The sequence below is a fragment of the Roseomonas sp. E05 genome, from assembly GCF_030063475.1.
Lineage (GTDB): Bacteria > Pseudomonadota > Alphaproteobacteria > Acetobacterales > Acetobacteraceae > Pseudoroseomonas.
This window is the reverse complement of record NZ_JASIRT010000035.1, coordinates 20,222-44,422: the sequence shown is the minus strand read 5'-3', so window position 1 is coordinate 44,422 and position 24,201 is coordinate 20,222. Positions and strand designations below refer to the sequence as shown.

22 protein-coding genes are annotated in these 24,201 nt (G+C 67.3%); 9 read left to right on the top strand and 13 right to left on the bottom strand.

The features are described from left to right. Positions 1-44 precede the first annotated feature (44 nt). The 3 genes from QMO56_RS22785 to QMO56_RS22775 are packed head-to-tail and all read left to right on the top strand — an operon-like array spanning position 45 to position 1,948. A complete protein-coding gene (locus QMO56_RS22785) occupies positions 45-536 on the top strand; it encodes a nuclear transport factor 2 family protein (protein ID WP_283529546.1) in 492 nt (163 codons plus the stop codon). 42 nt (positions 537-578) lie between these two features. Next, complete coding sequence (locus QMO56_RS22780) at positions 579-1,100, top strand: RNA polymerase sigma factor (protein WP_283529545.1); 522 nt, start codon at positions 579-581, stop codon at positions 1,098-1,100. Further along, the gene (locus tag QMO56_RS22775) at positions 1,100-1,948 is read left to right on the top strand and encodes an anti-sigma factor (RefSeq protein WP_283529544.1); all 849 of its coding nucleotides are present in this window, start codon (positions 1,100-1,102) and stop codon (positions 1,946-1,948) included. The genes QMO56_RS22780 and QMO56_RS22775 overlap by 1 nt, the downstream gene beginning before the upstream one ends. A 21-nt stretch (positions 1,949-1,969) precedes the next feature. On the opposite strand, the gene QMO56_RS22770 is transcribed toward QMO56_RS22775, so the two are convergent. Both QMO56_RS22770 and QMO56_RS22765 read right to left on the bottom strand, forming a co-directional pair. Next, on the bottom strand, positions 1,970-2,728 hold the full coding sequence (locus tag QMO56_RS22770; protein WP_283529543.1) for an anti-sigma factor: 759 nt from the start codon (positions 2,726-2,728) through the stop codon (positions 1,970-1,972). After that, positions 2,725-3,234, bottom strand: coding sequence for a sigma-70 family RNA polymerase sigma factor (locus QMO56_RS22765; RefSeq protein ID WP_283529542.1), 510 nt, complete (start codon positions 3,232-3,234; stop codon positions 2,725-2,727). The genes QMO56_RS22770 and QMO56_RS22765 overlap by 4 nt, the downstream gene beginning before the upstream one ends. Before the next feature lie 654 nt (positions 3,235-3,888). Here QMO56_RS22765 and QMO56_RS22760 point away from each other — a divergent pair. From QMO56_RS22760 to QMO56_RS22750, 3 genes are all read left to right on the top strand, one after another. Continuing rightward, positions 3,889-5,466 (top strand): GGDEF domain-containing protein, encoded by a 1,578-nt coding sequence (locus QMO56_RS22760; RefSeq protein ID WP_283529540.1) that lies wholly within the window; start codon positions 3,889-3,891, stop codon positions 5,464-5,466. Positions 5,467-5,585: 119 nt separating this feature from the next. Then, positions 5,586-6,839 carry a sodium:proton antiporter gene (locus QMO56_RS22755; RefSeq protein ID WP_283529539.1) on the top strand — a complete coding sequence of 418 codons (1,254 nt, stop codon included), beginning with the start codon at positions 5,586-5,588 and terminating at the stop codon, positions 6,837-6,839. A gap of 99 nt (positions 6,840-6,938) precedes the next feature. Further along, a complete protein-coding gene (locus QMO56_RS22750; RefSeq protein WP_283529538.1) occupies positions 6,939-7,655 on the top strand; it encodes a hypothetical protein in 717 nt (238 codons plus the stop codon). 72 nt (positions 7,656-7,727) lie between these two features. Here the strand turns inward: QMO56_RS22750 and QMO56_RS22745 are convergent, their stop codons facing one another. Then, on the bottom strand, positions 7,728-8,156 hold the full coding sequence (locus QMO56_RS22745; RefSeq protein WP_283529537.1) for an organic hydroperoxide resistance protein: 429 nt from the start codon (positions 8,154-8,156) through the stop codon (positions 7,728-7,730). 63 nt (positions 8,157-8,219) lie between these two features. Further along, entirely contained in the window at positions 8,220-9,239 is a 1,020-nt protein-coding gene (locus QMO56_RS22740; protein ID WP_283529536.1) for an alpha/beta hydrolase, read from the bottom strand. Between the two features lie 165 nt (positions 9,240-9,404). On the opposite strand from QMO56_RS22740, the gene QMO56_RS22735 reads away from it, so the two are divergent. After that, a complete protein-coding gene (locus tag QMO56_RS22735) occupies positions 9,405-9,848 on the top strand; it encodes a MarR family winged helix-turn-helix transcriptional regulator (RefSeq protein WP_283529534.1) in 444 nt (147 codons plus the stop codon). A gap of 358 nt (positions 9,849-10,206) precedes the next feature. On the opposite strand, the gene QMO56_RS22730 is transcribed toward QMO56_RS22735, so the two are convergent. Together QMO56_RS22730 and QMO56_RS22725 are read right to left on the bottom strand one after the other, a co-directional pair. Continuing rightward, entirely contained in the window at positions 10,207-12,012 is a 1,806-nt protein-coding gene (locus tag QMO56_RS22730) for a cation:proton antiporter (protein WP_283529533.1), read from the bottom strand. A gap of 209 nt (positions 12,013-12,221) precedes the next feature. Then, complete coding sequence (locus QMO56_RS22725; protein ID WP_283529532.1) at positions 12,222-12,737, bottom strand: MarR family winged helix-turn-helix transcriptional regulator; 516 nt, start codon at positions 12,735-12,737, stop codon at positions 12,222-12,224. An 82-nt stretch (positions 12,738-12,819) separates the two neighbouring features. Here QMO56_RS22725 and QMO56_RS22720 point away from each other — a divergent pair, with 82 nt between their 5' ends. After that, positions 12,820-13,335, top strand: coding sequence for a YkgB family protein (locus QMO56_RS22720; RefSeq protein WP_283529531.1), 516 nt, complete (start codon positions 12,820-12,822; stop codon positions 13,333-13,335). A gap of 153 nt (positions 13,336-13,488) precedes the next feature. Continuing rightward, on the top strand, positions 13,489-14,196 hold the full coding sequence (locus QMO56_RS22715) for a cation transporter (protein WP_283529530.1): 708 nt from the start codon (positions 13,489-13,491) through the stop codon (positions 14,194-14,196). Here the strand turns inward: QMO56_RS22715 and QMO56_RS22710 are convergent. The 7 genes from QMO56_RS22710 to ftsH all read right to left on the bottom strand — a co-directional run bounded on the left by QMO56_RS22710 (position 14,174) and on the right by ftsH (position 24,189). Continuing rightward, complete coding sequence (locus QMO56_RS22710; RefSeq protein WP_283529529.1) at positions 14,174-14,710, bottom strand: hypothetical protein; 537 nt, start codon at positions 14,708-14,710, stop codon at positions 14,174-14,176. The two genes, QMO56_RS22715 and QMO56_RS22710, sit on opposite strands and share 23 nt — an antisense overlap. Before the next feature lie 186 nt (positions 14,711-14,896). Then, complete coding sequence (locus QMO56_RS22705) at positions 14,897-15,598, bottom strand: HdeD family acid-resistance protein (RefSeq protein ID WP_283529527.1); 702 nt, start codon at positions 15,596-15,598, stop codon at positions 14,897-14,899. 23 nt (positions 15,599-15,621) lie between these two features. Continuing rightward, positions 15,622-18,222, bottom strand: coding sequence for an ATP-dependent chaperone ClpB (gene clpB, locus QMO56_RS22700; RefSeq protein ID WP_283529526.1), 2,601 nt, complete (start codon positions 18,220-18,222; stop codon positions 15,622-15,624). A 21-nt stretch (positions 18,223-18,243) separates the two neighbouring features. Continuing rightward, entirely contained in the window at positions 18,244-20,169 is a 1,926-nt protein-coding gene (gene dnaK / locus QMO56_RS22695; RefSeq protein ID WP_283529525.1) for a molecular chaperone DnaK, read from the bottom strand. 51 nt (positions 20,170-20,220) lie between these two features. After that, on the bottom strand, positions 20,221-21,396 hold the full coding sequence (locus QMO56_RS22690; RefSeq protein ID WP_283529524.1) for a glycosyltransferase family 4 protein: 1,176 nt from the start codon (positions 21,394-21,396) through the stop codon (positions 20,221-20,223). A 208-nt stretch (positions 21,397-21,604) separates the two neighbouring features. After that, positions 21,605-22,231, bottom strand: coding sequence for a MarC family protein (locus tag QMO56_RS22685; RefSeq protein WP_283529523.1), 627 nt, complete (start codon positions 22,229-22,231; stop codon positions 21,605-21,607). A gap of 2 nt (positions 22,232-22,233) precedes the next feature. Further along, positions 22,234-24,189, bottom strand: coding sequence for an ATP-dependent zinc metalloprotease FtsH (gene ftsH, locus QMO56_RS22680; protein ID WP_283529522.1), 1,956 nt, complete (start codon positions 24,187-24,189; stop codon positions 22,234-22,236). Positions 24,190-24,201: the final 12 nt, after the last annotated feature.

Genomic DNA, 24,201 nt, shown 5'->3' with positions numbered 1-24,201 from the left:
GACATCTCCTCCCCTCTCCCACAGCCTCGACTGAAAGCACGACAATGCCAACACCGACGCCATTGGCGATGCACCGCTTCGCCGCGTCCCTGATCATGGCCGCGCTCGCCGGCTGTGCCGAGATGCCCGCCCCTTCTCCGGCAGCCCAGGTCTCCCCAGCCGCGCAGCAGCCCGGCTCCGCGCGCGCCCTTGCGGTGGCCCGGCTGCAGGCGATCGCTCAGGGCGACATCGAGGCGATCCAGCGGGGCTATGCCGATGACGCGATCCTGCAGTGGGTCGGCGGACCGCTGGACGGCGTGTACCAGGGCCGCGCGCAGCTCGCGGCTCCCTGGCAACGCTTTGCGGCCGCCCAGGGCGTGCTGCATGCGACCTTCGGCGCGAGCAGCGAAAGCGCCAATCCGCGCGGTGCGACGGTGATCACGCCCGTCATCTTCGTGGGCCAGGGCGGGACGATCAAGGTGCGCCATGTGGTGGTGATCCGGGGCGGTCAGGTGGTGGATGAGATCTGGCAGGTCGATCCGGCACTGACGCTCTGAACGGATCCCGGCATCGTGCTCGGACGACCGAATGCGACGGAGATGGCGTCCATCATCGAGCGCGAGGTGCCGGCGCTGCGGCGCTTCGCCTGGGCGCTGTTGCGTGACACCACGGCCGCGGACGATCTGGTGCAGGACTGCCTGGTGCGCGCCGTGTCGCGATGGCACCTCCGTCGCCCTGACGGCGATCCGAAGGCCTGGCTCTTCGCGATCCTGCACAACCTCTTCCTGAACGAACGCCGGTCCCAACGGTCACGCGGTGCCATGATGCCCCTCGACGATGGCGAAGAAGGCAATATTGCCGACCCGCTCACGGGCGATGCGGCGGAGCTGCGCCTCATATGGCGTGACGTCCTGGCGGGGCTTGCCGTCCTGCCGGAGGAGCAGCGCTCCGTGTTGCTCCTCGTGGGTGTCGAAGACTTCTCCTATGCCGAAGCGGCGGTCCTGCTCGACGTGCCGATCGGGACCGTGATGTCCCGGTTGAGCCGAGGCCGGGAGCGCCTGCGCCGGTTGATGGAGGGCGAGGAAGGCCCGACACGACCTATGCTGAAGAGGGTGAAATGATGTCCGGCAGCTTCGAGGAGCGCGGGCCGATCGGTGAAGACGACCTGCAGGCCTGGGTGGACGACCGGCTGACGCCGGAGCGACGCACCCGGGTGGACGCCTGGCTGGCGGAGAACCCGGAGGCTGCCCGTCGCTTCCGTGCCATGGCGGAAGGTCGCGCCGCGCTGCGAGCTGCCCTGGTGCCTCGATATGAGGAGCCCATCCCGGCCCGATTGCGGGTTGCCAACATCCTGGCCGACCAGCGCCGAGCCCGGAGCCAGCGCTGGCGCGGTATCGCCGCTGCCTGTGGTTGGCTGGTCCTGGGCAGTGCGGCAGGCTGGGGCGGGCGAAGCTTGCTTCCCCCGGCCGGATCTGCCGGCACAGCGGTCGTGGTCAGTCGCTTTGCGGCCGAGCCGGTGGTCGCCGAGGCTGTCGCCGCGCACCGGGTCTTCGTGGCCGACGCGCGGCGGCCGGTGGAGCTGGCGGCGGCACAGGAGGCGCTGCTCGTGCGGTGGCTGTCGAACCGACTGGACCGACCGATCGTCGCGCCGGACCTCCTGCCTCTGGGCTATCACCTCATAGGGGGCAGGCTGCTGTCGGGCGGCGACGGCGATCCCGCGGCACAGCTGATGTACGAGGACGGCTCCCGGGCCCGGCTGACCATCTACGTTCGGGCCAGTCAGGAGGATTCCGGGACGACGGCGTTCCGCTACACCGAGGACCGCGACCGTGGTCTCTCCGCCTTCTGGTGGATCGATCATGGCTTCGGCTATGTCGTCTCGGCCGAGAGCAGCGATCGTGTGGTCCTGCAGCAGGTTGCGGAGCGGGTCCACCGGCAGTTGCTGGAGCCGGAGAGCCGCGCCCCGTAAGGCGCGGCCCCTCCCTTCACGTCAGCCGGTGACCCGCAGGACGCTGGCGATCTCGCCAGCGCGGTCGTTGTCCGCCGGCGCCACCACGGCGAAGCGATAGCCGTTCCGGGACCAGTAGCGGGCCACCAGTCCGCCGTCGCGGCGCTCTTCCATGGCCTCCGTGGCAAACGGCCCTCCCGGCCGCATGTACAGGGCGATACGCCGGCCGTCCTCGTCCTGGAACAGCACCATGGCCGCGGGCCCTTCCTCGGTCGCGAGCAGGCGGCCTCCGAGCAGTTGGACCCCATAGGTGCTGAGATCCGGCACGCGGGTGCCACCACCCCTGAGATGCGCCGCCAGCCAGGCCTGCATGCCATCGGGCCGGGTCGCACTGACCTCCACCGCCGCGCTCTCGGCCGTGGCAAAGACGCGGTAGGCCTGCACGGCGTCCGCCATGGGCGGATTCGCCGCGGCAAAGGACAGGTCACGCGCCTTCCAGCCAGTAGCACCGCCGATCCCGGTCATCAGGGTCACGACGGCTGCCATGGCCAGCCGCTTCTGCCGGCGCACCCGCAGCTGCCGGCGCACCGCGGCGGGGTCCAGCCGGGGATTGGGCGCCAGACGCGGCGAGGCGGCGAAGCTCGTGCGGAGCCGCTCGGCGTCGCGCTTCCAGCCGGCGACCGTGGCCGCCCATTCGGGGGAGCGGGCGAGGAAGGCCTCCACCTGGGCGCGGGCCTCCGCGTCCAGATGCCCGTCGACATAGGCGTGCAGGACGTTCTCGTCGGGAATGAGAGAGTTCATGTCACGGCCCTCAGGGATGGGGGGCTGATGTCGCCTTCAACTGCCCGATGCAGGGCGGTGCGGGCCCGGGACAGCCGCGACATGACGGTGCCGATCGGGACATCCAGTGCCTCGGCTGCTTCCTTGTAGCTCAACCCCTCGACGCTCACGAGCAGCAGCAGCGCCCTCTGATCGACTGGGAGGCTGTCGACCGCTTCCAGGCCTGACCGTGCCAGCGCGGTATCCTCGGGCGAGGGTTCCAGGCGGTCGCTGCCCCCGAACAGGTGCAGAAGCCGTGAGAAGCGCCGGGCCCGCCGTTGTTCCGCGATGAACTGCCGGTAAAGGATTGTGAACATCCAGGCGCGCAGGCTGCCGTCGGGTCTCCGGGACGACCAGCGCGACAGGGCCCGCTCGAGGCAGGCCTGGACCAGGTCGTCGGCGCTGGCCGCCTCGCGAGTCAGATGCAGCGCGAAGCGGCGTAACTGCGGCAGCAGGTCACGCAGGTCGTCGTCGGTGATGTCAGTCATATGTCATCCGTGTCGCGGTTCCGCGCCGCCGCATCGCTCATGTCAGATGCACTGACGCCCGCCACCATGATTTATTCCCTCCGTAAGCGACGTTTCTTTCTGGGCCCACCATGGCTGCCCATCGCCGCCGTGTGAGCGCTCCCCTGGCTGGGGTAGGAGGATATCGCATACCAACGGCCGCCTGCGGCGTTCGTCAGCACTGAGAACAGCAGAGCTCTGGAGTCTGGACGCCAATGTCCTTCTCCGGGCGCCGTCCCGAAGCGAGGTATTCTCCATGTATTTTCCCGGCCTTTTCTTGAACAGTGCCGAGGAGGACCGGTCGCCATAGGAACAGGATTATTATTGGCCTTGGCAGTAGAATAGAATCACCACGAGAGCGTCACATGAATCACGGTGGCCGCCCACACTGTCGCGGCCCGTCAGTGACCCAGGACGGCGGCTGGATGTAACCTTCGCCGAATGGACTGACACGTCCCCTGCTCCCATTCGAAACCTCGAAACTTCGAAACCTCGAAACCTCGAAACCTCGAAACAGGTGTGATGGCTGAAACAGCAATGCTCCACCGCTTCAGCTCACTGGTTCGACCTTCCCCGCATGCCCGTTACGGTCTCAGAGCTGTGCTGGCGACGAGCTTTGCCGGAATGGCCGGAGCCGTGGCGATTTCGCTGGGTCTCCTGTTCAGTGGCTGGGCGGAGCAGCGTGCGCGTGATGACCAGGGACAAAGCCTCATCGCCCGGGCCAATGGTTACATTGAGCACCTGGACCGCGGGATATCCCTGCGCCTCGCCCAATTGATGGTCCTCAGTCACCTCGACCTGATCATCAGGGCGGGCGATCTGGCTTCCGTTCAACAGGCGCTCAATGCAGTCCAGAGAGAGATTCCGTCGCAGTCCTGGCTCGGCTTGGCCGATACGCATGGCCAGATCATCGCCGCGACCAAGGGGATGCTGGTGGGCGAGGATGTGTCCGCCACCCCCTGGTTCAAGGATGGCACGGCCGAACCCTATGTCGGCGATGTGCATGAGTTTGCTCCCCTCGCCCGCCTTCTGCCAGACACGGGCACGGCGCCGTTCCGTTTCCTCGACATGGCTGTTCCGGTGCGCTCCGCCGATGGACGTGTGACGGGAGTCCTGGGAGCGGACCTCGACTGGCATTGGGTCGAGGACATGGGCCAGGTGTTTGGCGGGCCCTCTCGGGCCCGGGAGGCCGTGGACCTGCTTGTGATCGGTTCAGACGGCACAGTGCTGAACGGTCCGACCGGTCTGCTCGGGCAAAAGCCGGACCTCGCGGTGGTCCGCCGCGCCCGTCGCGAGGCGCAGGCCGCCCAGGTGGAAGCCTGGCCCGACGGCCATGCCTATCTCACTGCGGCCGTGCAGAGCGGCGGACAGGGGCAATACCGGGGATTGGGATGGACCGCCGTCGCCCGCCAGCCTGTGTCCGTCGCGGATCAAGGCGCGCGTGAGATCCGGTGGGCGGTTCTCGCCGCCAGCGTGCTCTGCGCCACCCTGTTTGGGATCCTGGGCTGGCTCCTGGCCGGTTGGATCGTTCGGCCACTTCATCGACTGGCAAACACGGCCGATCGCCTGCGGCGCGGTGAGGCGGTCGAGATGCCGGTCATCACCCGGCCTCGGGAGGTGGCCGTGCTCACGGAGTCGATCTCCACCCTGCTGGAGGCCCTGACCCGCAAGCAGATGGCTCTGGACCAGATGTCGGATGCAGCCCACCACGATGCGCTGACCGGCCTCCTCAACCGCGCTGGCCTGGCGGTGTACCTGGATGCAGCCATGATCAGGGCGGGGCTCGGCGCACAGACCCTGAGTGTCCTCTGCATCGACCTCGACGGGTTCAAGGCGGCCAATGACACTCACGGCCACGCTGTCGGTGACCAGCTCCTGGTGGAGGTCGCGGCGCGGCTTGCCGATCTTGTCCGGGAGGGCGATGCCGTGGCACGGCTCGGGGGTGACGAGTTCGTCCTGGTCCTGCCGACCGGCCCTGCTCCCGGATGCACCCCGGTTCTGACCATCGCGGAACGGGCCCTACGGGCCATCAGCGCGCCCTACGACCTCGACGGGTTGTCTGTTCAGGTGGGATGCAGCATCGGCGGCGCCGTCTGGCCTGCGGATGGCGAGACCATCGAGCAGGTCTTCGCGCATGCCGACAAGGCGCTTTATTCCGCTAAACGAGGTGGACGCGGCCGGGCCTTGGTCCGAGACCAGGCTCTGGTCGTGTGACGCCCATAGGGACAGGGCGCGATCCGGCAGTCATGGGCTGGGCCGCCAAAGACCCAGCTCCGCTCCATTGATTCAGGAGTGCAGCGAAACTCTGATCCGGGCCGCGTAATACAGTCACAATGCATCTCGAAGCCGACACGCTCCTCCCGATGGGTCTGGGAGCTATCATCCTGCTGGTTGCTTGGCTTCCGCTGGTGCTCAACAAGCTGCCACTCTCGCTGCCTATCATCTGCGTGCTGATCGGCATCGGGTTGCACAGCAGCGGAGTGCTGCCGCTCGACCTCGACCGGCTCGACGATGATCATGTCCCGGAGCGCCTGAACCAGGCGGTGGTGTTGATCTCCCTGATGGGGGCGGGACTGCGGCTGGACCGGCGCTTCGGCTGGCGGCGCTGGGGCTCGACCTGGCGCCTGCTGGGCGTGGCGATGCCGCTCACCATCCTCGGTGTCACGCTGGGCGCGCATCTGTGGCTGGGCTCCTCCTGGGCGGCGAGCCTGCTGCTGGGGGCGGCCCTCTCGCCCACCGACCCGGTGCTGGCCTCGGACGTGCAGACAGGGCCCCCCGGTCAGGGCGAGCAAGGCGAGGTGCGCTTCGCCCTCACCTCGGAAGCCGGGCTGAACGACGGCCTCGCCTTCCCCTTCGTGACCCTGGCGGTGCTGCTGGCGCAGCCGGCGCCAGTGGCCTGGGGGCGCTGGCTCGGCCTCGACCTGGTAAGCGAGATGGGGCTGGGGGTGCTGATCGGCTGGCTGGGCGGACGGGCCATGGGGTGGTTCATGTTCCACTCTCCCCGGCTGAAGCTCTCGGACACCGGCGATGGGCTGGCCGCCGTGGGCGTGACGCTGATCGCCTATGCCACGGCGGAGATCCTTGGCGCCAATGGCTTCGTCACGGTGTTCGTCACCGGGGCCTCGATCCGCGCCAGCGAACCGGATGCCGAGTTCCACCGGGCGATGTCGGGCTTCGCCGAGCAGGTGGAGCGGGTGCTGGTGATGCTGGTGCTGGTGCTGTTCGGCTGGAGCTTGGGCGCTGGGCTGCTTCAGCCTCTGACCTGGCGCGGGGTGCTGCTGGCCTTGGCTTTAATCCTCGTGTTGCGCCCTGCCTCGGCGTGGCTTGGGTTTCTCGGCACTGACCTGCGCTGGCAGCCCAAGGCGCTGATGGCCTTCTTCGGGATCCGAGGGATCGGGACCCTGTTCTACATGCAATACGCCTTCGCCCGGGCGAGGTTTGGGGATCACGACGCGCTGTGGGCCGTGGTCGCCTTCACCGTGCTGCTATCCATCCTGCTGCATGGGGTAACGTCCACGCCGCTCATGCGGATGGCGGAGCGACGATTGCGGCGGCGGAGGCGGGAGGATCCGAAGGAGGTGCGGTGAGCCGAGGGATGCGAGTTTCCAGCGTTCCACCTGACGCTTGGTGCACGGCGGAAGATCGAGCCGCTGTGGCGTGGTGAGGAAGCAGCCGGGGAGGCAGCATTGCGGGGAATTGACTTCAGCTCATGGCAAAGTCTGGTTCTGACATTGGTCGGGCTCGCGCTGTTCACGCTCATTGGCGTCGGCGTCCGTCTGCTCATGATGGTCACGGTCCAGCAGCGCCGCGAGCGCATGAACCGCCAGATCAACGAGCGTCTGCGCACGCTGATCGCAGCCTATAAGACCCTGGGTGGCTCATTCACCGGCGCACTGACGGTCGATCCGATGCATCTCCGCGATTTGCGTCGGCGCAGCGATCCAGCCGCCGACAGCGAGGCAGTCTCGGGCCTCGACCTTGGCACCGGAGGGTCAGACCGCTCGCGCCGGATCCGCGACGCGGTCGAGGCCGCTCTGTCGGACATCATCCTGCTGGGAACCGAGGAGCATGTCCGCCTCGCCGAGCGCGCCGCGCGCGAACTGGTCGCTGGACGCCCCGTCCACACGCATGAACTGGTTGTCTCGCTTCGGGATTTTATCCGCCAGGCGCTCGACCTTGATCCAATACCGGCCGATCTTGCGCTTCCGATGCAGGGCCCGACGCGGCCATCGAGTACTGGCAGACAGGGTAAGGGTGAGGGTGGAAAGGAGGACCAGCGGCAGGGTGCTGGCGGAAAAGGCAGCGACATGGGGATGGGCGGAGGCATGGGCGGATCCGTGGGTGTCGGCCTCGGGATTGGCAAGGCTCCTGACGAGCCGCTCCCGCCTCATCATCGGTCATAGCCGTCAGGCCTCCCCGACGGCCGCACGAGGACTGCCTCCTCCGGACGACCGGAGGAGGCCAGCCGCATCCGCTCAGACGACGCTGAGCTTCACGTCGATATTGCCGCGAGTCGCGTTCGAGTAGGGGCAGACCTGGTGGGCCTTCTCGACCAGCGCCTCTGCCTGCGTGCGCTCGACGCCTGGGAGCGAGATGGCGAGCGCGATCTCCAGTCCGAAGCCGCCCTCCGAGCGGGGGCCGATGCCGACGGTGGAGGTCACCGTGGCCTCAGCCGGCACCTTGGCCGTGCCGCCCTGGGAGGCGACGAACTTCATCGCGCCCAGGAAGCAGGCGGCGTAGCCCGCCGCGAAGAGCTGCTCGGGGTTGTTGCCCGGGCCGCCGGAGCCGCCGAGCTCCTTCGGCATCGCGAGCCTGACGTCGAGGCTGCCGTCCAGGGTGGCGGAGTGGCCGTCACGGCCCCCCGTGGCACGGGCGGAGGTGCTGTAGAGAACCTTGGTCGTCATGGTCGTGATTCCTTCTCGGCAGGTGATGAGGGTTGGAGGTGGGCCTTCGGGGAGGTCGAGACTTCAGCGGGCGGCGAATGCGGCACGCAGGAAAGCGTTGGCCTGGTCGATCGCCGCTCGAGCGGCCGGGGTCTCGGCCAGGGCGTTCAGCATGACGAAGTCGTGGATCGTGGCGTTGTAGCGCGTCACCGTAGTGCGGACGCCGGCCTGGATCAGCTTGCGGGCATAGGCCTCGCCCTCGTCGCGCAGCACATCGTTCTCGTCGGTGATTACCAGCGCAGGGGCCTGGCCGCGCAGCTGGTCGAGGGAGGCGTTCAGGGGCGAGATGCGCGGCTCGGTCCGCTTGGCAGCGTCCGGCTCATACTGGTCCCAGAACCAGGCCATCGCCTTGGCGGTCAGCCAGGGGCCTTCGGCGAACTCGTGGTAGGAGCCGTTGTTCATGGCCGCGTCGGTGACGGGGTAGAACAGCACCTGCGCCCGGATCGCCGGGCCGCCGCGCTCCTTGGCGAGCAGGGAGACCACGGCCGTCATGTTGCCGCCGACGCTGTCGCCGGCGATGGCCAGGCGGTTGGCGTCCACATTGAACTCGCGGGCATGCTCGGCGACGTACTTCGTCACCGCATAATCCTGCTCGATCGCGATCGGATAGCGATGCTCGGGCGAGCGCTCGTAGTCGACGAAGACCACCACAGCCTGGGCACCGGTCGCGATCTCGCGCACCAGCCGGTCATGGGTGGTGGTGTCGCCCATCACCCAGCCGGCGCCGTGGAAGTAGACCACGACGGGCAGAGTGCCGTGCGCGCCCTGAGGGCGGAGGACGCGGATCCGGGTCTGACCGGTGGGGCCGACCGGCAGGGTGCGATCCTGGATGTCGACGGCGGGCTTGGCGACCACGCCGGACTGGGCGCCGTGCAGCACGCCGCGGGCCTGGTCGGGGGTCAGCGTGTAAATCGGGGTGGACCCGGCCAGGCTGTCGATGAACTGCTGTGTGGTCGGCTCCAGCACCGGCTGGGCAGAGGCGGAGCCGCTGAGAATGGTGCTGGCCAGCAGGGCGGAGGCGATCAGGGCGGGGGGCTTCAACATCGGTTAGTCCTCTCATCGGCCGGCGGGGCGGCCTTGGTGTGAGAGGAAGGTATCGTCGTATTATATCTCACGCGACTTATCTTCGTGCATGGCTGCCCTGCCGTTGCCGTCCTTGAGATATTATCTCACGCGATATAATGTCCCTCGTTCGTCAGGAGGCGGACCATGGCGGATGATGCCCTGCAGCTCGAACAGTTCCTGTGCTTCTCGGTCTACGCCGCCGGGCACGCCTTCTCCCGCGTCTATAAGCCCTTCCTGCGCGAGCTCGGCCTCACCTACCCGCAGTATCTCGCCATGGTGGCCCTCTGGCAGGAGGACAACCAGACGGTCGGGCAGATCGGGGAGAAGCTCTTCATGGAGACCAGCACCCTGACGCCCCTGCTGAAGCGGCTTGAGAGCGGCGGTTATGTGCGCCGCAGCCGCGACACTGCCGACGAGCGGGTGGTGCGGATCGCGCTGACGGATCAGGGTCGTGCGCTCCGCGACAAGGCCGCGAAGGTGCCGCTCGGCATCCTGCACGCGATGGGTCAGGACGCGGGCAAGCTCAAGGCCATCCAGGCGGACCTCACCCTGCTCCGAGACACCCTGATCGAGAACGCGGCGGAGTAGTTTCGGCCCTGCGCCGCGACAGCGGCAGCTCTGCGGGCCCCGCCGTCGAGGACACCTTCGACGCTCCCGCCGAGCGCTTGCTGGCCCATGTGCCAGGCGCGGCACCCCCTGCCCTGGCTGACGACATTCACCGACTCGTCGCCCTGTTCACCATCCTGGTCCGATCGGTACGGCTTCACATGCGCCTCAAGGGCATGACCAGAGATGGTTGCCAGGGTGCCGGGCGAGACCGCCCTGCAGCGCCGCCACCAGCTGGTGGCCGGATTGACCGGGGCAGCATGCCCGATGTTCTGGACGACGGAGTTAGAATTGGCTCAGTGGCAGGACGGGCGCGACGCCGCACGATGCAGGTACAACATCACGTACCCTTCGCAAGCCCAACGTGAAGGAGCGTGTCGCCGCCCACGCCTTTCACAGCGCCTGGCCGCTGCAGCCGTTCGAGCGCTTGGTTCGCATAGTCGAGCATGCGGTGCGCCACCTCACGCTCCGTCATAATGATGTGGTTTGCGCCCAGGCGCCGCAAATGCTCCACGGCGGCATCCGAATGGGCACGGGCGACGATCTCCAGCGTCGGATTGACGGCACGCGCCTGCTCCACGATCTGACCGGCTTCGAAGGCCTCGGGCACGGTTACGAACAGGCGGCTTGCCTCCGCCAGGTTCGCCAGGACGAGCACCTCCGGATCGGCGGCATTGCCAAGCACGGCCGCCAGCCCATGCTCCCGCGCGACAGCGTGGCTCTCTTCGGCCACCTCGAAGACCAACAGAGGTCGATCATTCCTGCTCAGCGCATTGGCGATGATGCTACCGACGCGTCCATGCCCAATGACCACGTCGTGGCCCGTCAGGGACGGGACGGCCTCTTGTGCCGGAATTTGGAGCGCAGCAGCAGTTCGCTCTGGAGGAGCTGGAACGCTCTCCACCTCTGTGGCCGAGGAAACTGCCGCTGGCATGGCTCCCCGCGGGGGTACCGGCAACAGCGCCCGTCCACGCCAACGTTCAGCCAGCGTGAAAAGGAAGGGGTTCAGCAGGATGGACAGAATCGCTCCTGCCAGTACCAGGTCTCGCCCCTGGGGCGGTAGCAGCTCGAGCTCGACGCCGAGCGCGATCAGGATGAAGGAGAACTCGCCGACCTGCGCGAGGGCGATGGCGATGCTCAGCGCCGTGGCAGGCGGGTGCCGGAAGGTGCGCACGATGGCGTAGGCCACGGCGGATTTGCCCAGCACGATGATGCCCAGCGTCGCCAGGACCGCGAGAGGGGCCTGTATAAGGATCAGCGGGTTGAACAGCATACCGACGGAGACAAAGAACAGCACCGCGAAGGCATCACGAAGCGGCAGCGCCTCATCCGCGGCCCGCTGCGAGAGCTGACTCTCGCCCATCATCATCCCGGCCAGGAAGGCGCCGAGAGCAAAGGAGACGCCGAACATCTCCGCTGCCGCGTAAGCCACCCCCAGCGCCACCGCATAGACAGCCAGCCGGAACAGCTCTCGCGAACCGGTATGGGCTGCGCGATGCATGATCCAGGGGATCACCCGCCGTCCCGCCACCAGCATGATCGCGATAAAGGCGCCGACCTTGACCGCCGTCCCGGCAACCATGGCGAGCAGATCGCCGATAGAGAAGTCGGCGGCACCCGTGAAGACGGGCGCCAGCGCCGGCAGCAGGACCAGGGCGAGGATCGTCACCAGATCCTCCACGATGAGCCACCCGATGGCGATTCGCCCGCGTTCAGTATCAGCGATTCGGCGGTCCTGCAGCGCTCGCGCCAGCACGACGGTGGAGGCGACCGAGAGCGCGAGCCCGAAGACCAGACCGGCCCCGGCAGACCATCCGAACATCCAGGCCAGCCCCATCCCCATGAGGGTCGCGCCCACGATCCTCCCGAGCGCCCCCGGCACCGCGATGCTCCGTACGGAGAGCAGGTCCTTCAACGAGAAGTGCAGGCCCACGGCGAACATCAGAAGGATCACCCCGACCTCGGCGAGCTGGTTCGCCAGGCCCTGATCGGCCACGAAGCCAGGGGTGAAGGGGCCGACGGCGACGCCGGCCAGGAGGTAGCCGACCAGAGGGGAGACCCGGAATCGGTGGGCCACCATCCCGAAGAGGAAGGCGAGCACCAGACCGAAGGCGATCGCGGCGATCAGCGGCGTATGGCTGGTCAATCGGCAACTCTCCTACCGGGTGTTTCAGGATCGGAATACCCGGCTCACGGTCGACCGGCTATGCTGTCGGGCTTTCCAGGTCCCACGCTACCTATCCGCGTAGGTGTAACCATCCTCACGGCGCTGACCTGCCGCCGCAGCGGGTCCGCCCCGTCTGCGCGGCAGGCGGCGAGCCAGGAATCCACGCCAAGGTCGGGTGGTCGCGGTGATCACTCGGTTATGCCGCTCAGCGCCCTGTCAACCGGGCAGTCGCGGCACGCGCCCGTGTCGCAGAGGCGACAGACCGAGTAGGCATCGTCGACGTCGCCAATCAGGCCCGCGAGCAGCTTTTCGGTGAGGAGCCCGAGCACCCGGCGTTCGGCCTCGTCCAGGGTACCGAGGGCGCGCGCCATGCTCCCCCGGCGAGCCCTCAGGATCGCGTCGCACCGCTGCTCGCCGTCCTCCGTGAGGTGCAGCGCGACGGCCCGGCGGTCGGTAAGGCCGGGACGGCGGACCACAAGGGCGGCGGCGACGAGCCTGTCGACCAGCCGCACGGCGCCGGGGTGGGAGAGCCTCAGCGCCCGCCGGAGCCGCTCGATGGCCATCCCCGGCTCATGCCGCAGCAGCGCGATCGCCGCCGCGGCCGGGCCGGGTTCGGGTGCCTGATCTTGGACCTGCCGCAGCAGGTCGTCCGACAAGGCAAGCGCCAGCGCCCCAACGATGTTCTCGAGCTTTGCATTGACCATGCGTCATAAATATATGCTTGACGCATACAATGCAAGCCTGCCAGGGTTTATGTGCTTCCCGCACACAAATCAGGGGCTTTCCATGTCGCACAACATTCTGGCCACGACGGACCGGGCGATCGCGGGGGTCGACCGCCTCATCCCCGGCGAGCGCCTCGCCGCACTCGGGCGCGCCATCGCCCTCGCAGGTGTCATCCTTCCCCTCTTCCTGATCGGCATCCTCAAGTTCACCGCGATCGAGGCCGAAGTGCTGAAGCCGCTCATCAGCGGCACGCCCTGGCTCGCGTGGCTCTATTCCGTCTTTGGTGAGGCGGGGACCTCCACCCTGCTCGGCGTGGTCGAGGTGTTCACCGCAGCCCTCCTCCTGGCTTCGCCATGGTCGCCCCGGGCCGGGGTGCTCGGCGGCGCTCTCGGAGCCGCCACCTTCGCCGTCACCAGTTCCACTATGCTCGCCTTGCCGATCTGGGAGGCAGGATCGGGCGGCTTCCCCTTCCTCGACGCGCTCGGCAGCTTCCTGATCAAGGACATCGCCATGCTGGGCGTGAGCGTCGTCGTGCTCGGCGAAAGCCTCGCCCGCCTTCGTGCCCACCGGATTTGAGGGCCGATCGATGGATCACGCTGGGGCCGAAGCTGGACACCCCCTCACCCGCAATCCGCATCGGTCAGCAGGTGTCATCGGTCCCGCATCCAGCGACGGAGCCAGGGAGCGCTCCCTATTGCTCGCCTCGGCCGTCATCACCCTGGGACCGCCGTGGCGGGTGTCGGCGTCGGCCTGTCCGCGGCCTCCCGAGCCATCGTCGTCGACGCCATGTACGCCCTGGTGGAGGCCGGCATGGCCGTGGCGGCGTGGCTGGTCGCCGGCCTGATCGGGCGCAGGGAGGACCGCAGGTTCCAGTTCGGCTACTGGCACCTTGAGCCCACGCTCGGCTTCCTCAGCGGCGCGCTGGGCCTCTTCGCCGCCGCCTACGCCGCAGCCGACGCCGCCGGCGGCCTGCTCTCCGGGGGAAGAGCGGCTTCCTACGATATCGGCGTCGCCTTCACCTTCAGTAGCGCGGTCGTGAGCTTCGCCGCCTTCTGCTACCTGCGGCGCCGGGGCAAGGGACTGGACTCGACGCTGCTCTCGATGGAGGCGCGCGCCTGGTTCCACAGCGGCCTCATGAGCGCCGCGCTGGGCTCCTCCTTCGGTTGCGGTCGCGCCACGAGCTGGTCGCACAGGGCGATGATCGACAGGCTTCCGAGGTCCAGCGATGCTGCCGCACCACCTCCAGCAGGAAGTCGAGCGGCCCGTGAAAGCCCTACACACCGAGCCGTGGCATCTCGGCCGCGCGCAGGCAGCGGAGCGGGCGATAGCACCAAGCACGTCCTGTGCCGAGCTCGTGGGCTGCGGCATCCACTTCACTGGCCGTGCTCCGCTCGGTCCGCGCGATGGGATTGCATTATCCTCGTTGAGGAGCCCTGAGACCTAGATTCGCTATTACGTCCACAGTCTCCCCGCCGGCTAGGAGTCGGCCTGAGATCGGCTGACCTCCGTCGGAGGCAACGGGCGCAATATAGCCCACCGCCGTTGCCTCAATTGTGTCAGGCACTTCGACCTGGTCTGCGGCCGCTGCCGTGCCCTTGGCGTCGAGCGCGGTCTCGGCGATTTCCGCCACTGTGAACTCCACCGCGATGGCCACCTGCGAAAGATTAAGCGTCGCGAGATTCGCGCCGGGCACCGGCGCACCGAGGAAATGCTTCGGCTGCCACGCCGTGTCCACTCCGCCCGGCACGCCTGCGTGATCGAGCAGCACGTCGATCAGGATCGGTCCGTCGGAGGAGACATGGATCGCCGTGACGCGGCTCACGCGCACGACGTCCCCGGTCGTGAGAAGGAACCCGTAGGAACCACGCGTTCCCATCATGCGCGCTGCGAACCAAGCAGGCAGCAAAGTTGCCGCCATGTCGGGGTCGGTCACGCGCGTCCAGGTCGTCATTGCTCATTCTCCACGGCTGTGCCGCCGCGGACTGGGCGCGGCTTGGTGAAAGGACGGCTGCCGAGATCTCGCCAGCACCCGCCTCACGGAAGGAGACGGGCCATCCCGGCTCAAGTGCTCTGGCATCCGCTGGGCGAAGCGATGGACGGGAGACGGCGCGGATCTGCCGTCCCCGTCTGGTCGATCTCAGCGCCAGGATACCCTGCGGTACCTGTAGACGAAGCGCCAGCCGCCTACAGGACGATCAGCCGCGGCAGGCGGCTGTGGCCACATCGGAGGTACAGCGAGCCCTTGGGGTTGCCTCTCGGACGTGGCATTCGCCTGCCGCCTGAGCTGGAAGGCCAGCGCAAGCAACGCAGCGCCAAAGAGCAGCGCGTAGGCCCCGAGCCAAGCGGTCATGACCAGCGCCCCCATCGCCGGAGCGCAGGCCAGCAGCACGCCCCAGAGAAGCGAAACCAGACCAGCAAGCCCCAGAGCCCACTTGCCGTGGCTCCGATGAAGGCTGCCCGAGGCGGCCAGCATGGCCGCCCCGGACAGAATGGCCCAGGCGGCACTCAGGTACACGAAGGCCATGACCGTGGCATCCGGGGCCCAGAAGGCGATCACCCCGGCGCCAATACCCAGGAGGCCCTGGATCACGAGCGGCCACCAGCGTTCATGCTCCCGCGCGGCCCGGATCGCGGCGACAATCGCCAGGATGCCGTCCGCCAGGGTGTACGCGCCGAAGGTCAGGACCAGAGCGCGCATCGTGACGCCTGGCAGAGCCAGAGCGGCTATTCCGAGCAGCAGCGCGAGAGCACCACGGAGGGCAATGGCCCACCAGTTCCGCGCGAGCAGCGCACTCATCTGCTCACTGCGGGCGCTGGAGGCGAAGAACCAATCACGCATGGTCAGAAGCCTCCCTCATCATCTCAAGCGGCCCTTGGCGTGACCTCCTCCACATGGATCGGCGGGATGATGGCCAACCCATGGTCGGTGGCACTCACATGGACCCTGTCACCGTCGCCGATATCTCCAGTCAGGATCATCTCCGCCAGCGTATTCTGCAGCTCACGTTGGATGACGCGCTTCAGAGGACGGGCACCGTAGGTCGGGTCGTAGCCCGCTTCGGCCAGCCACTCGAGCGCGCCGCGATCGACGTCGAGGGTAATTTTGCGGTCGCCGAGCAGCTTGCGCAGACGCCCGAGCTGAATATCGACGATGTTCGCCATGTCGGCGCGCTGCAGGCGACGGAACAGGACGATCTCATCCAGCCGGTTCAGGAATTCCGGCCGGAAGTGCCGCCGCACCACCGCCATCACCTGACCCTGCACCAGGACAGTGTCCTCACCGTCCGGCTGAGCCGCGAGAACGTCGCTACCGAGATTGCTGGTCAGTACGATGATGGTGTTCTTGAAATCGACGGTCCTGCCCTGCCCGTCTGTCAGGCGGCCGTCATCGAGAACCTGGAGCAGGACGTTGAAGACGTCCTCATGCGCCTTCTCGACCTCATCGAACAGGATCACCTGATAGGGACGGCGCCGCACGGCCTCAGTGAGCACGCCGCCCTCATCATAGCCGACATAGCCCGGCGGCGCGCCGATCAGGCGGGAGACGCTGTGCTTCTCCATGAATTCGCTCATGTCGACGCGCACCATCGCCCGCTCGTCGTCGAACAGGAACTCCGCCAGCGCCTTGCAGGTCTCGGTTTTGCCGACACCCGTGGGGCCGAGGAACAGGAAGCTGCCGATTGGGCGGTTCGGGTCCTGCAGCCCGGCGCGCGCGCGCCGCACCGCATTGGCCACCGCCCGCAAGGCTTCTTCCTGGCCGACCACGCGGCGGCGCAGTTCGTCCTCCATGCGCAGCAGCTTGGCCCGCTCGCCCTCCAGCATCCGCTCCATCGGCACGCCGGTCCAACGGGAGACCACCGCGGCGATCTGCTCCTCGGTCACCGCTTCGTTGACGAGCTGGCCCTCACCCTGGCTGCCGGCGATCTTCTTCTCCAGATCCGGGATGACGCCGTAGAGCAGCTGGGAGGCTCGGGCGAGGTCGCCCTGGCGCTGCGCGATCTCGACCTCGCTGCGAGCCTGATCGAGCTGCTCCTTGAGCTTCTGGGATTCGGTCAGCTTCGCCTTCTCGGCCTGCCACGCCGCCGTCAGCGCGTTGGACTGCTCCTCAAGCTCGGCCAGTTCCTTTTCCAGCTTCTCGAGCCGGTCCCGGGACGCTGGATCGTTCTCCTTGCGCAGTGCCTCACGCTCGATCTTGAGCTGCATGAGGCGGCGGTCGAGCTCGTCGAGCTCCTCCGGCTTGCTGTCCACCTGCATGCGCAGGCGGGAGGCAGCCTCGTCCACCAGGTCGATCGCCTTGTCCGGCAGGAAGCGGTCGGTGATGTAGCGCTGGGATAGCGTCGCCGCTGCGACCAAGGCGGAATCGCTGATCCGCACGCCGTGATGGGCTTCGTACTTATCCTTGATGCCGCGCAGGATGGAGATGGTGTCCTCCACACTCGGCTCACCGACGAACACCGGCTGGAAGCGCCGCGCCAGCGCCGCGTCCTTCTCCACGTGCTTGCGGTACTCGTCGAGCGTGGTCGCGCCGATGCAGTGCAGCGCGCCACGGGCCAGCTCAGGCTTGAGAAGGTTGGAGGCGTCCATCGCGCCGTCCGACTTGCCCGCGCCGACCAGCGTGTGCATTTCGTCGATGAACAGGATCACCTCCCCCGCGGCCTGCTCGATCTCCTGCAGCACGCCCTTCAGGCGCTCCTCGAACTCACCACGATACTTGGCCCCCGCGACCATCGCGCCGAGGTCGAGCGCCAGCAGGCGCTTGTTCTTCAGCGCCTCCGGTACGTCCCCGTTGACGATGCGCAGCGCGAGGCCCTCGACGATCGCCGTCTTGCCGACGCCGGGCTCACCGATCAGCACGGGGTTGTTCTTGGTACGGCGGGCCAGAACCTGGACCGTGCGGCGGATTTCCTCCTCCCGGCCGATCACCGGGTCGAGCTTACCCTCCCGCGCCAGCGCGGTGACGTCGCGGGCATACTTCTTCAGCGCGTCGAAGCTGGCCTCGGCGTTCTGGCTGGTGACCTTGCGGCCCTTGCGGATGTCGGTCAGGGCCTTGTCCAGGGCCTGCGGGGTGGCGCCGGCCTCGCGGAGGGCGCGAGCCGCGGGGCCGTCGGAGGCGGCCAGCGCCACCAGCAGGCGATCCTGCGCCACATACTCGTCACCGGCCTTCTGCGCGGCCTGCTCCGCCGCGTCCAGCACCCGGACCAGATCCGGCGTCGCCTGCGGCTGGCCGGCGCCGGAGCCCTGCACCTTGGGCAGCTTGGAGACCTCGAGGTCGATCGCCTGCCTGGCAGCCTGGGGATCGCCCCCGGCCGCCCGGATCAGGCCCGCTGCTGCCCCTTCCTCATCGTCCAGGAGTGCCTTCAGCAGATGCTCCGGCGTGATCCGCTGATGGAACTCCCGGATGGCGATGGTCTGCGCTGCCTGCAGGAAACCCTGGGCGCGCTCGGTGAACTTTTGAATGTCCACGTTCAGCCTCCCTCCACCTCATCAGCCCTGGCCGCGCTTGCGGGTGTCGACCTCCTCGAACTCGGCGTCGACCACGTTGTCGGTGCCGCCCGCGCCGTTCCCAGCTGAGCTGCCCTGGCCGGCGGACGTGTCCTGGCCCGCGGCGCCGCGATGGACGGCTTCCCCGAACCGCGCCAGCGCCTGGGACAGGGTCTCGGTCTGACGCTCGATCCGGTCGGCGTCGTCACCGCTGAGCACGTCCCGCAGCTGCCGGATCGCATCCTCCAGGCTCTGCCGCTCGGCAGCGCCGACCTTTCCGCCGTTCTCCTGCAGCTGCTTCTCGGCGGTGTAGACCAGCGCGTCGCCCTGGTTCCGGGCCTCAATGGCCGCCCGGCGCCGCTTGTCCTCACCGGCGTGCAGCTCGGCTTCGCGGACAAGACGTTCAATCTCCTGCTCGGACAGGCCACCGCTGGCTTGGATCTTGATCTGCTGCTCCTTGCCGGTCGCCTTGTCCTTGGCGCTGACCGACACAATGCCGTTCGCGTCGATGTCGAAGGTCACCTCGATCTGCGGCATACCACGCGGGGCGGGCGGGATGCCGACCAGGTTGAATTCACCTAGAAGCTTATTGTCGGCCGCCATCTCGCGCTCGCCCTGGAATACGCGCACCGTGACGGCGGTCTGGTTGTCCTCGGCCGTGGAGAAGGTCTGGGATTTCTTGGTCGGAATGGTGGTGTTGCGGTCGATCAGCCGGGTGAACACGCCGCCCAGCGTCTCGATGCCCAGCGACAGCGGGGTCACGTCGAGCAACAGAACGTCCTTGACGTCGCCGGTCAGGACACCGGCTTGCACGGCCGCGCCGACCGCGACCACCTCGTCCGGATTGACGTTGCGGGCCGGCTCCTTGCCGAAGAACTCCTTGACCGCCTCGATGACCTTGGGCATCCGGGTCATGCCGCCAACGAGGATCACCTCATCGATGTCCTTGGCGGTTACACCGGCGTCCTTCAGCGCGGCACGGCAGGGCTCGATCGTGCGCTGGACAAGATCATCAACCAGGCCTTCCAGCTTCGCACGGGTCAGCTTGACCAGGAGGTGCTTCGGTCCGGAGGCGTCTGCCGTGATGAAGGGCAGGTTGATCTCCGTTTCCTTGGCGGAGGAGAGCTCGATCTTTGCTTTCTCGGCGGCCTCTTTCAGGCGTTGCAGTGCGAGGCGATCGCGGCGCAGGTCGATGCCATGCTCGCGCTGGAACTCGCCCGCGATGTAGTCGACGATGCGTGCGTCAAAGTCCTCGCCGCCCAGGAAGGTGTCGCCGTTGGTGGACTTCACCTCGAAGACACCTTCGCCGAGTTCCAGAATGGAGATGTCGAAGGTGCCGCCACCAAGGTCATAGACCGCGACCCGCCCGGTGCCCTTCTTCTCCATGCCATAGGCGAGCGCAGCCGCGGTCGGCTCATTGATGATGCGCAGGACCTCGAGGCCGGCGATGCGGCCCGCGTCCTTGGTGGCCTGGCGCTGGGCGTCGTTGAAGTAGGCCGGGACGGTGATGACCGCCTGGGTCACCTTGTCGCCGAGATAGGCCTCGGCCGTCTCCTTCATCTTGGTCAGCACATAGGCGCTGATCTGGCTCGGGCTGTAGCGCTTGCCCTGTACCTCGATCCAGGCGTCGCCGTTGTCGCCGCGCACGATCTTATACGGCACCAGCCCCTTGTCCTTGGTGACGGTCGGATCGTCGAAGCGGCGGCCGATCAGGCGCTTGGCCGCGAAGATCGTGTTCTCGGGGTTGGTGACCGCCTGGCGCTTCGCGGCCATGCCAACGAGCACCTCACTGCCCTTGGTGAAAGCCACCATCGAGGGCGTGGTCCGCGCGCCCTCGGCGTTCTCGATGACCTTGGGGGTGCCACCCTCCATGACCGCTACGCAGGAGTTGGTGGTGCCCAGATCGATACCGATGACCTTGGCTGCCATGTCACTTCTCCGTCGCTTTGTTCCTTTCGTTGGTTCGATGTGTTGTCGCCGTCAGGCCTGGCCCGAAATCGACCGGGCCTGCGCGGCCGGCGACCCGGGGGCGTCCATCCAGCCGGCTCCGGACGGCAGGGTAATGTCGCCCGGCATCGCCAGGGGTGAGAGCCGGCTCTGATGAGCCGGCCGGCGCGCCGAAAGGCGCGTTCCAGCCAAGTGCTCATAGATCGAGAGATACTCGCGGGCCATGCACTCGGCGGTGAAGCGCTGCTCGAAGGCCTGACGGACTGATTGGCGGTCGAGCCTCCCGACCATCTGGACCGCGTCGACCGCCTGGTCGATCGAGCTTACGATGAACCCCGAGACACCGTTCTCGATGACCTCCGGCACAGAGCCGCACCGGAACGCGACGACCGGCGTGCCGCAGGACATCGCCTCGATCATCACCAGCCCGAACGGCTCGGGCCAGTCGATCGGGAACAGCAGGGCGAGTGCGTTGCCGAGGAACTCAGCTTTCTGATGCTCATTGATCTCGCCGATGAATTCAACGCGGGGATGCCGCTCGATCATCGGCTTGATGACCTCGGACCAGTAATCGGCATCCGCCTTGTCGACCTTGGCCGCCATCTTCAGGGGGATTCCCGCCCGTGTGGCAATCTCGATCGCCCGGTCCGGACGCTTTTCCGGCGAGATCCGACCGAGGAAAGCGAGATAGCCTCCCTTGCTGGCGGGACGGAATGGCAGGAGGTCACCCGGAAGGCCGTGCGGCACCGTTCCGACCCAGTTGACCGGCGGCATCGGCCAGCGCTGGGCGTGGGAGATCGAGACCAACGGGAACTCGGGGAACTCGGTGTAGAGGGGCTTCAGATCCGGAAGGTCAAGGCGCCCGTGCAGCGTCGTCAACGTCCGCTTCGCCAGGCCACGGAACAGCGGTAAATGAAGCGCATCGGTATGGAAATGCAGGACGTCGAACTCGCGGGCTCGCTGGCGAACCTTCTCCAGCTGCACGACATGATAGGGTAGAGAGTCCTTCACCGTTGGATTGAGGCGCAGAGCCGTGTCGCAGCAAGGGACCAATTTCGCCTTGGTGATCGAATCACCGCTTGCGAAGAGCGTCACCTCATGGCCCTGGCGGACCAGCTCCTCGGTGAGATAGGAGACGACACGTTCGGTGCCGCCATAGAGCTTGGGTGGCACCCGCTCGTAGAGCGGTGCGATCTGAGCAATCCTCATCGACAACACCTCCTGCAAGAGCAAAGTGTCGGCAATGGAAGCGAATTGCGCGGCCCGTTATGTGGCACCGCGTCTTCCGTCCGGCCAAACAGTTAGTCCGTCGGCCGTTAAAGAAAAGCCCCAGACGCGGCTCGGTTGCGTCAAAGATGGCAACCCGATCCGCCGTCCGCGTCCTTCAGCGCGGGACGAAAGGCGCTGCCTCCGCAGGTCAGTGCAGCAACCCGCTTTGTCTCAGCCCGTCAAAGAGGAACTGCATGGCCAGGGCGGCCAGCAGGATCCCCGATACCCGCGCGATGACATTGACACCGGTCCGCCCGAGCAGCCGGAAGAGACGTTCGGCCGCCAGCATCGCGCCGAAGGTCAGGGCCATGATGGCCAGCAGGGCGAGGAGGACGACCACCATCTGGCCCGCGTTGTCCGCCTGGCCGGTGAGCAGGACGATGGCTGTCATGCTCCCGGGCCCGGCAATCAGTGGGATGGCGAGCGGGAAAACCGCGATATCGGCCTGCCCCGTGGCCTCCGCTTCCTCGCCAGGGGTGATGGAGGATAGCCCTGACGGCTTGGCGAAGAGGAGATCCCTCGCCAAGCCCAGCAGGAGGACACCGCCAGCAGCCCGGAACGCGGGCAAGCCGACCTGCAGGGCGCCCAGCAGGCGGTTTCCGCCGAGTGCAAAGGCCACCAGGACCAGGAAGCCGGTCATGCAGGCCCGCAGCGCCAACTGGCGCCGCTGCTCCGGCGAGGCGTTGGCCGCCAGCACGAAGAACATCGAGGCGACCTCGAAGGGAGCCACCGTCACGAACAGCATGACGAGGGCCGAGATGGCTGTGTCGGTCAACATCAGGCCGCCAAGGGTTCGACCTTCCCGGTCAAGACGGCCAGCTCCTCGGCGCTCAGAGTTTCCTGGACCAGGAGCTCCTTCGCACTCCGGTGCAGGATGTCGATCCGCTTCTGCAGGATGTCGGAGGCCCGGCTGAACGCCTTCTGAACGAGATCCTGGACCAGCCGGTCGATCGTCTGGGCCGTCGCCTCGCTGTAGGCCCGCTGGGGCTGCTCGAAGGCAGGCGGGGGCGCGCCGAGGAAGCTGCGCTGCTCGCGCTCGAAGGTGACCGGGCCGAGCTCCTCCGCCATGCCGAAGCGGGTCACCATGGCCCGGGCTATGTCGGTGACCCGCTGCAGGTCGTCGGCCGCACCGGTCGAGACCCGGTTGAAGACCAGCACCTCCGCGGCCCGGCCGCCGAGGAGAACGGCCATCTTGTTCTCCAGCTCCTCCCGGCTCATCAGGAACCGGTCCTCGGTCGGCCGCTGGATCGTGTATCCCAGCGCGCCCACGCCCCGCGGAATGATCGAGACCTTGTGGACGGGGTCCGTGTCAGGCAGCGACAGCGCGACCAAGGCATGCCCCATCTCATGGTAGGCGACCGTCTCCCGCTCCCGCGGATTGAGCACGCGGGTTTTGCGGGCAAGACCGGCCACCACCCGTTCCACAGCCTCGTTGATATCGGACATGTCGACCTGATCCGCCGCGCGCCGGGTGGCAAGCAGCGCCGCCTCGTTCACGACATTGGCCAGATCCGCCCCGGTCAGCCCGGGCGTCAGCTCAGCCAGTCGGTCGGCGGTGACCTCGGGCGCCGCCTTGATGCGCTTGAGGTGGAGTTGGAGGATGGCCGCGCGAGCGGGCTTGTCCGGGCGGTCCACCAGGACCTGTCGGTCGAACCGGCCGGCCCGCATCAGCGCGGGATCCAGCACCTCAGGCCGGTTGGTGGCGGCCAGCAGGACCACGCCGGTCCGGGGATCGAAGCCGTCCAGCTCCACCAGGAGCTGGTTCAGGGTCTGCTCCTTCTCGTCATGGCCGCCAAGGCCATAGGCGCCGCGGGCGCGGCCGAGCGCATCCAGCTCATCGATGAAGATAATGGCCGGCGCCTTGTCACGCGCTTGCAGGAACAGGTCCCTGACGCGTGCCGCGCCGACCCCCACGAACATCTCCACGAACTCGGAGCCGGAAATGGAGAAGAAAGGCACGCCCGCCTCGCCCGCCACGGCCCGGGCGAGCAGCGTCTTGCCGGTGCCCGGTGGGCCGACCAGCAGCACGCCTTTCGGCACGCGCGCACCCAGCCGCCCATATCCCTCCGGATCCTTCAGGAAGGCGACGATCTCCTTCAGCTCGTCCTTGGCCTCGTCGGCCCCGGCGACATCGGCGAAGGTCGTCCTGGTGTCGGTCTCGACGTAGATCTTGGCGCGCGACCGGCCGATGGACATCAGCCCGCCGTCCATCCCGAGATTGGCCACGGCGCGCCGCCAGACCAGTGCCCAAACGAGATAGAAGACGACGATCGGCAGCAGCCAGGACAGCAGGTTGGACCAGAAGGTGTTCGGCACCACGCCCGTGAAGTTGACGCCGGCAGCCTCCAGTTCCTTTGCGATGTCCTCGGGTACCGCTGTTGTCTCGAACAACCGGCGGCCGTCCGCGTTGGGCGCTTTCAAGGTGCCGAAGAGGTGGGAGCCAGAGACCTGAACAGAGGCAACCTTCTGCTCGCGAACCAGTTGGCGGAACTCGCTGTAGGGAATCGGCTGCACGGCTTGGCTGGCCGCCCACCAGCTCTGCAGCAAGGTGATCACGATGAAGGCTGCGATCCAGTATCCGGCATGTGCACCCAACTGCTGCTTGTTTGGCTTACGCCCGTCCGGATTCAACCGAAACACCTGGCGTAACCAGTCACGCACCCGGCCCAGCCAATCGGTGCCCGACTGCACCGGCGGCTTCGCCTTTGTGACCTGGGGAGCATCGCTTGGCATGTCCGTCCTCCT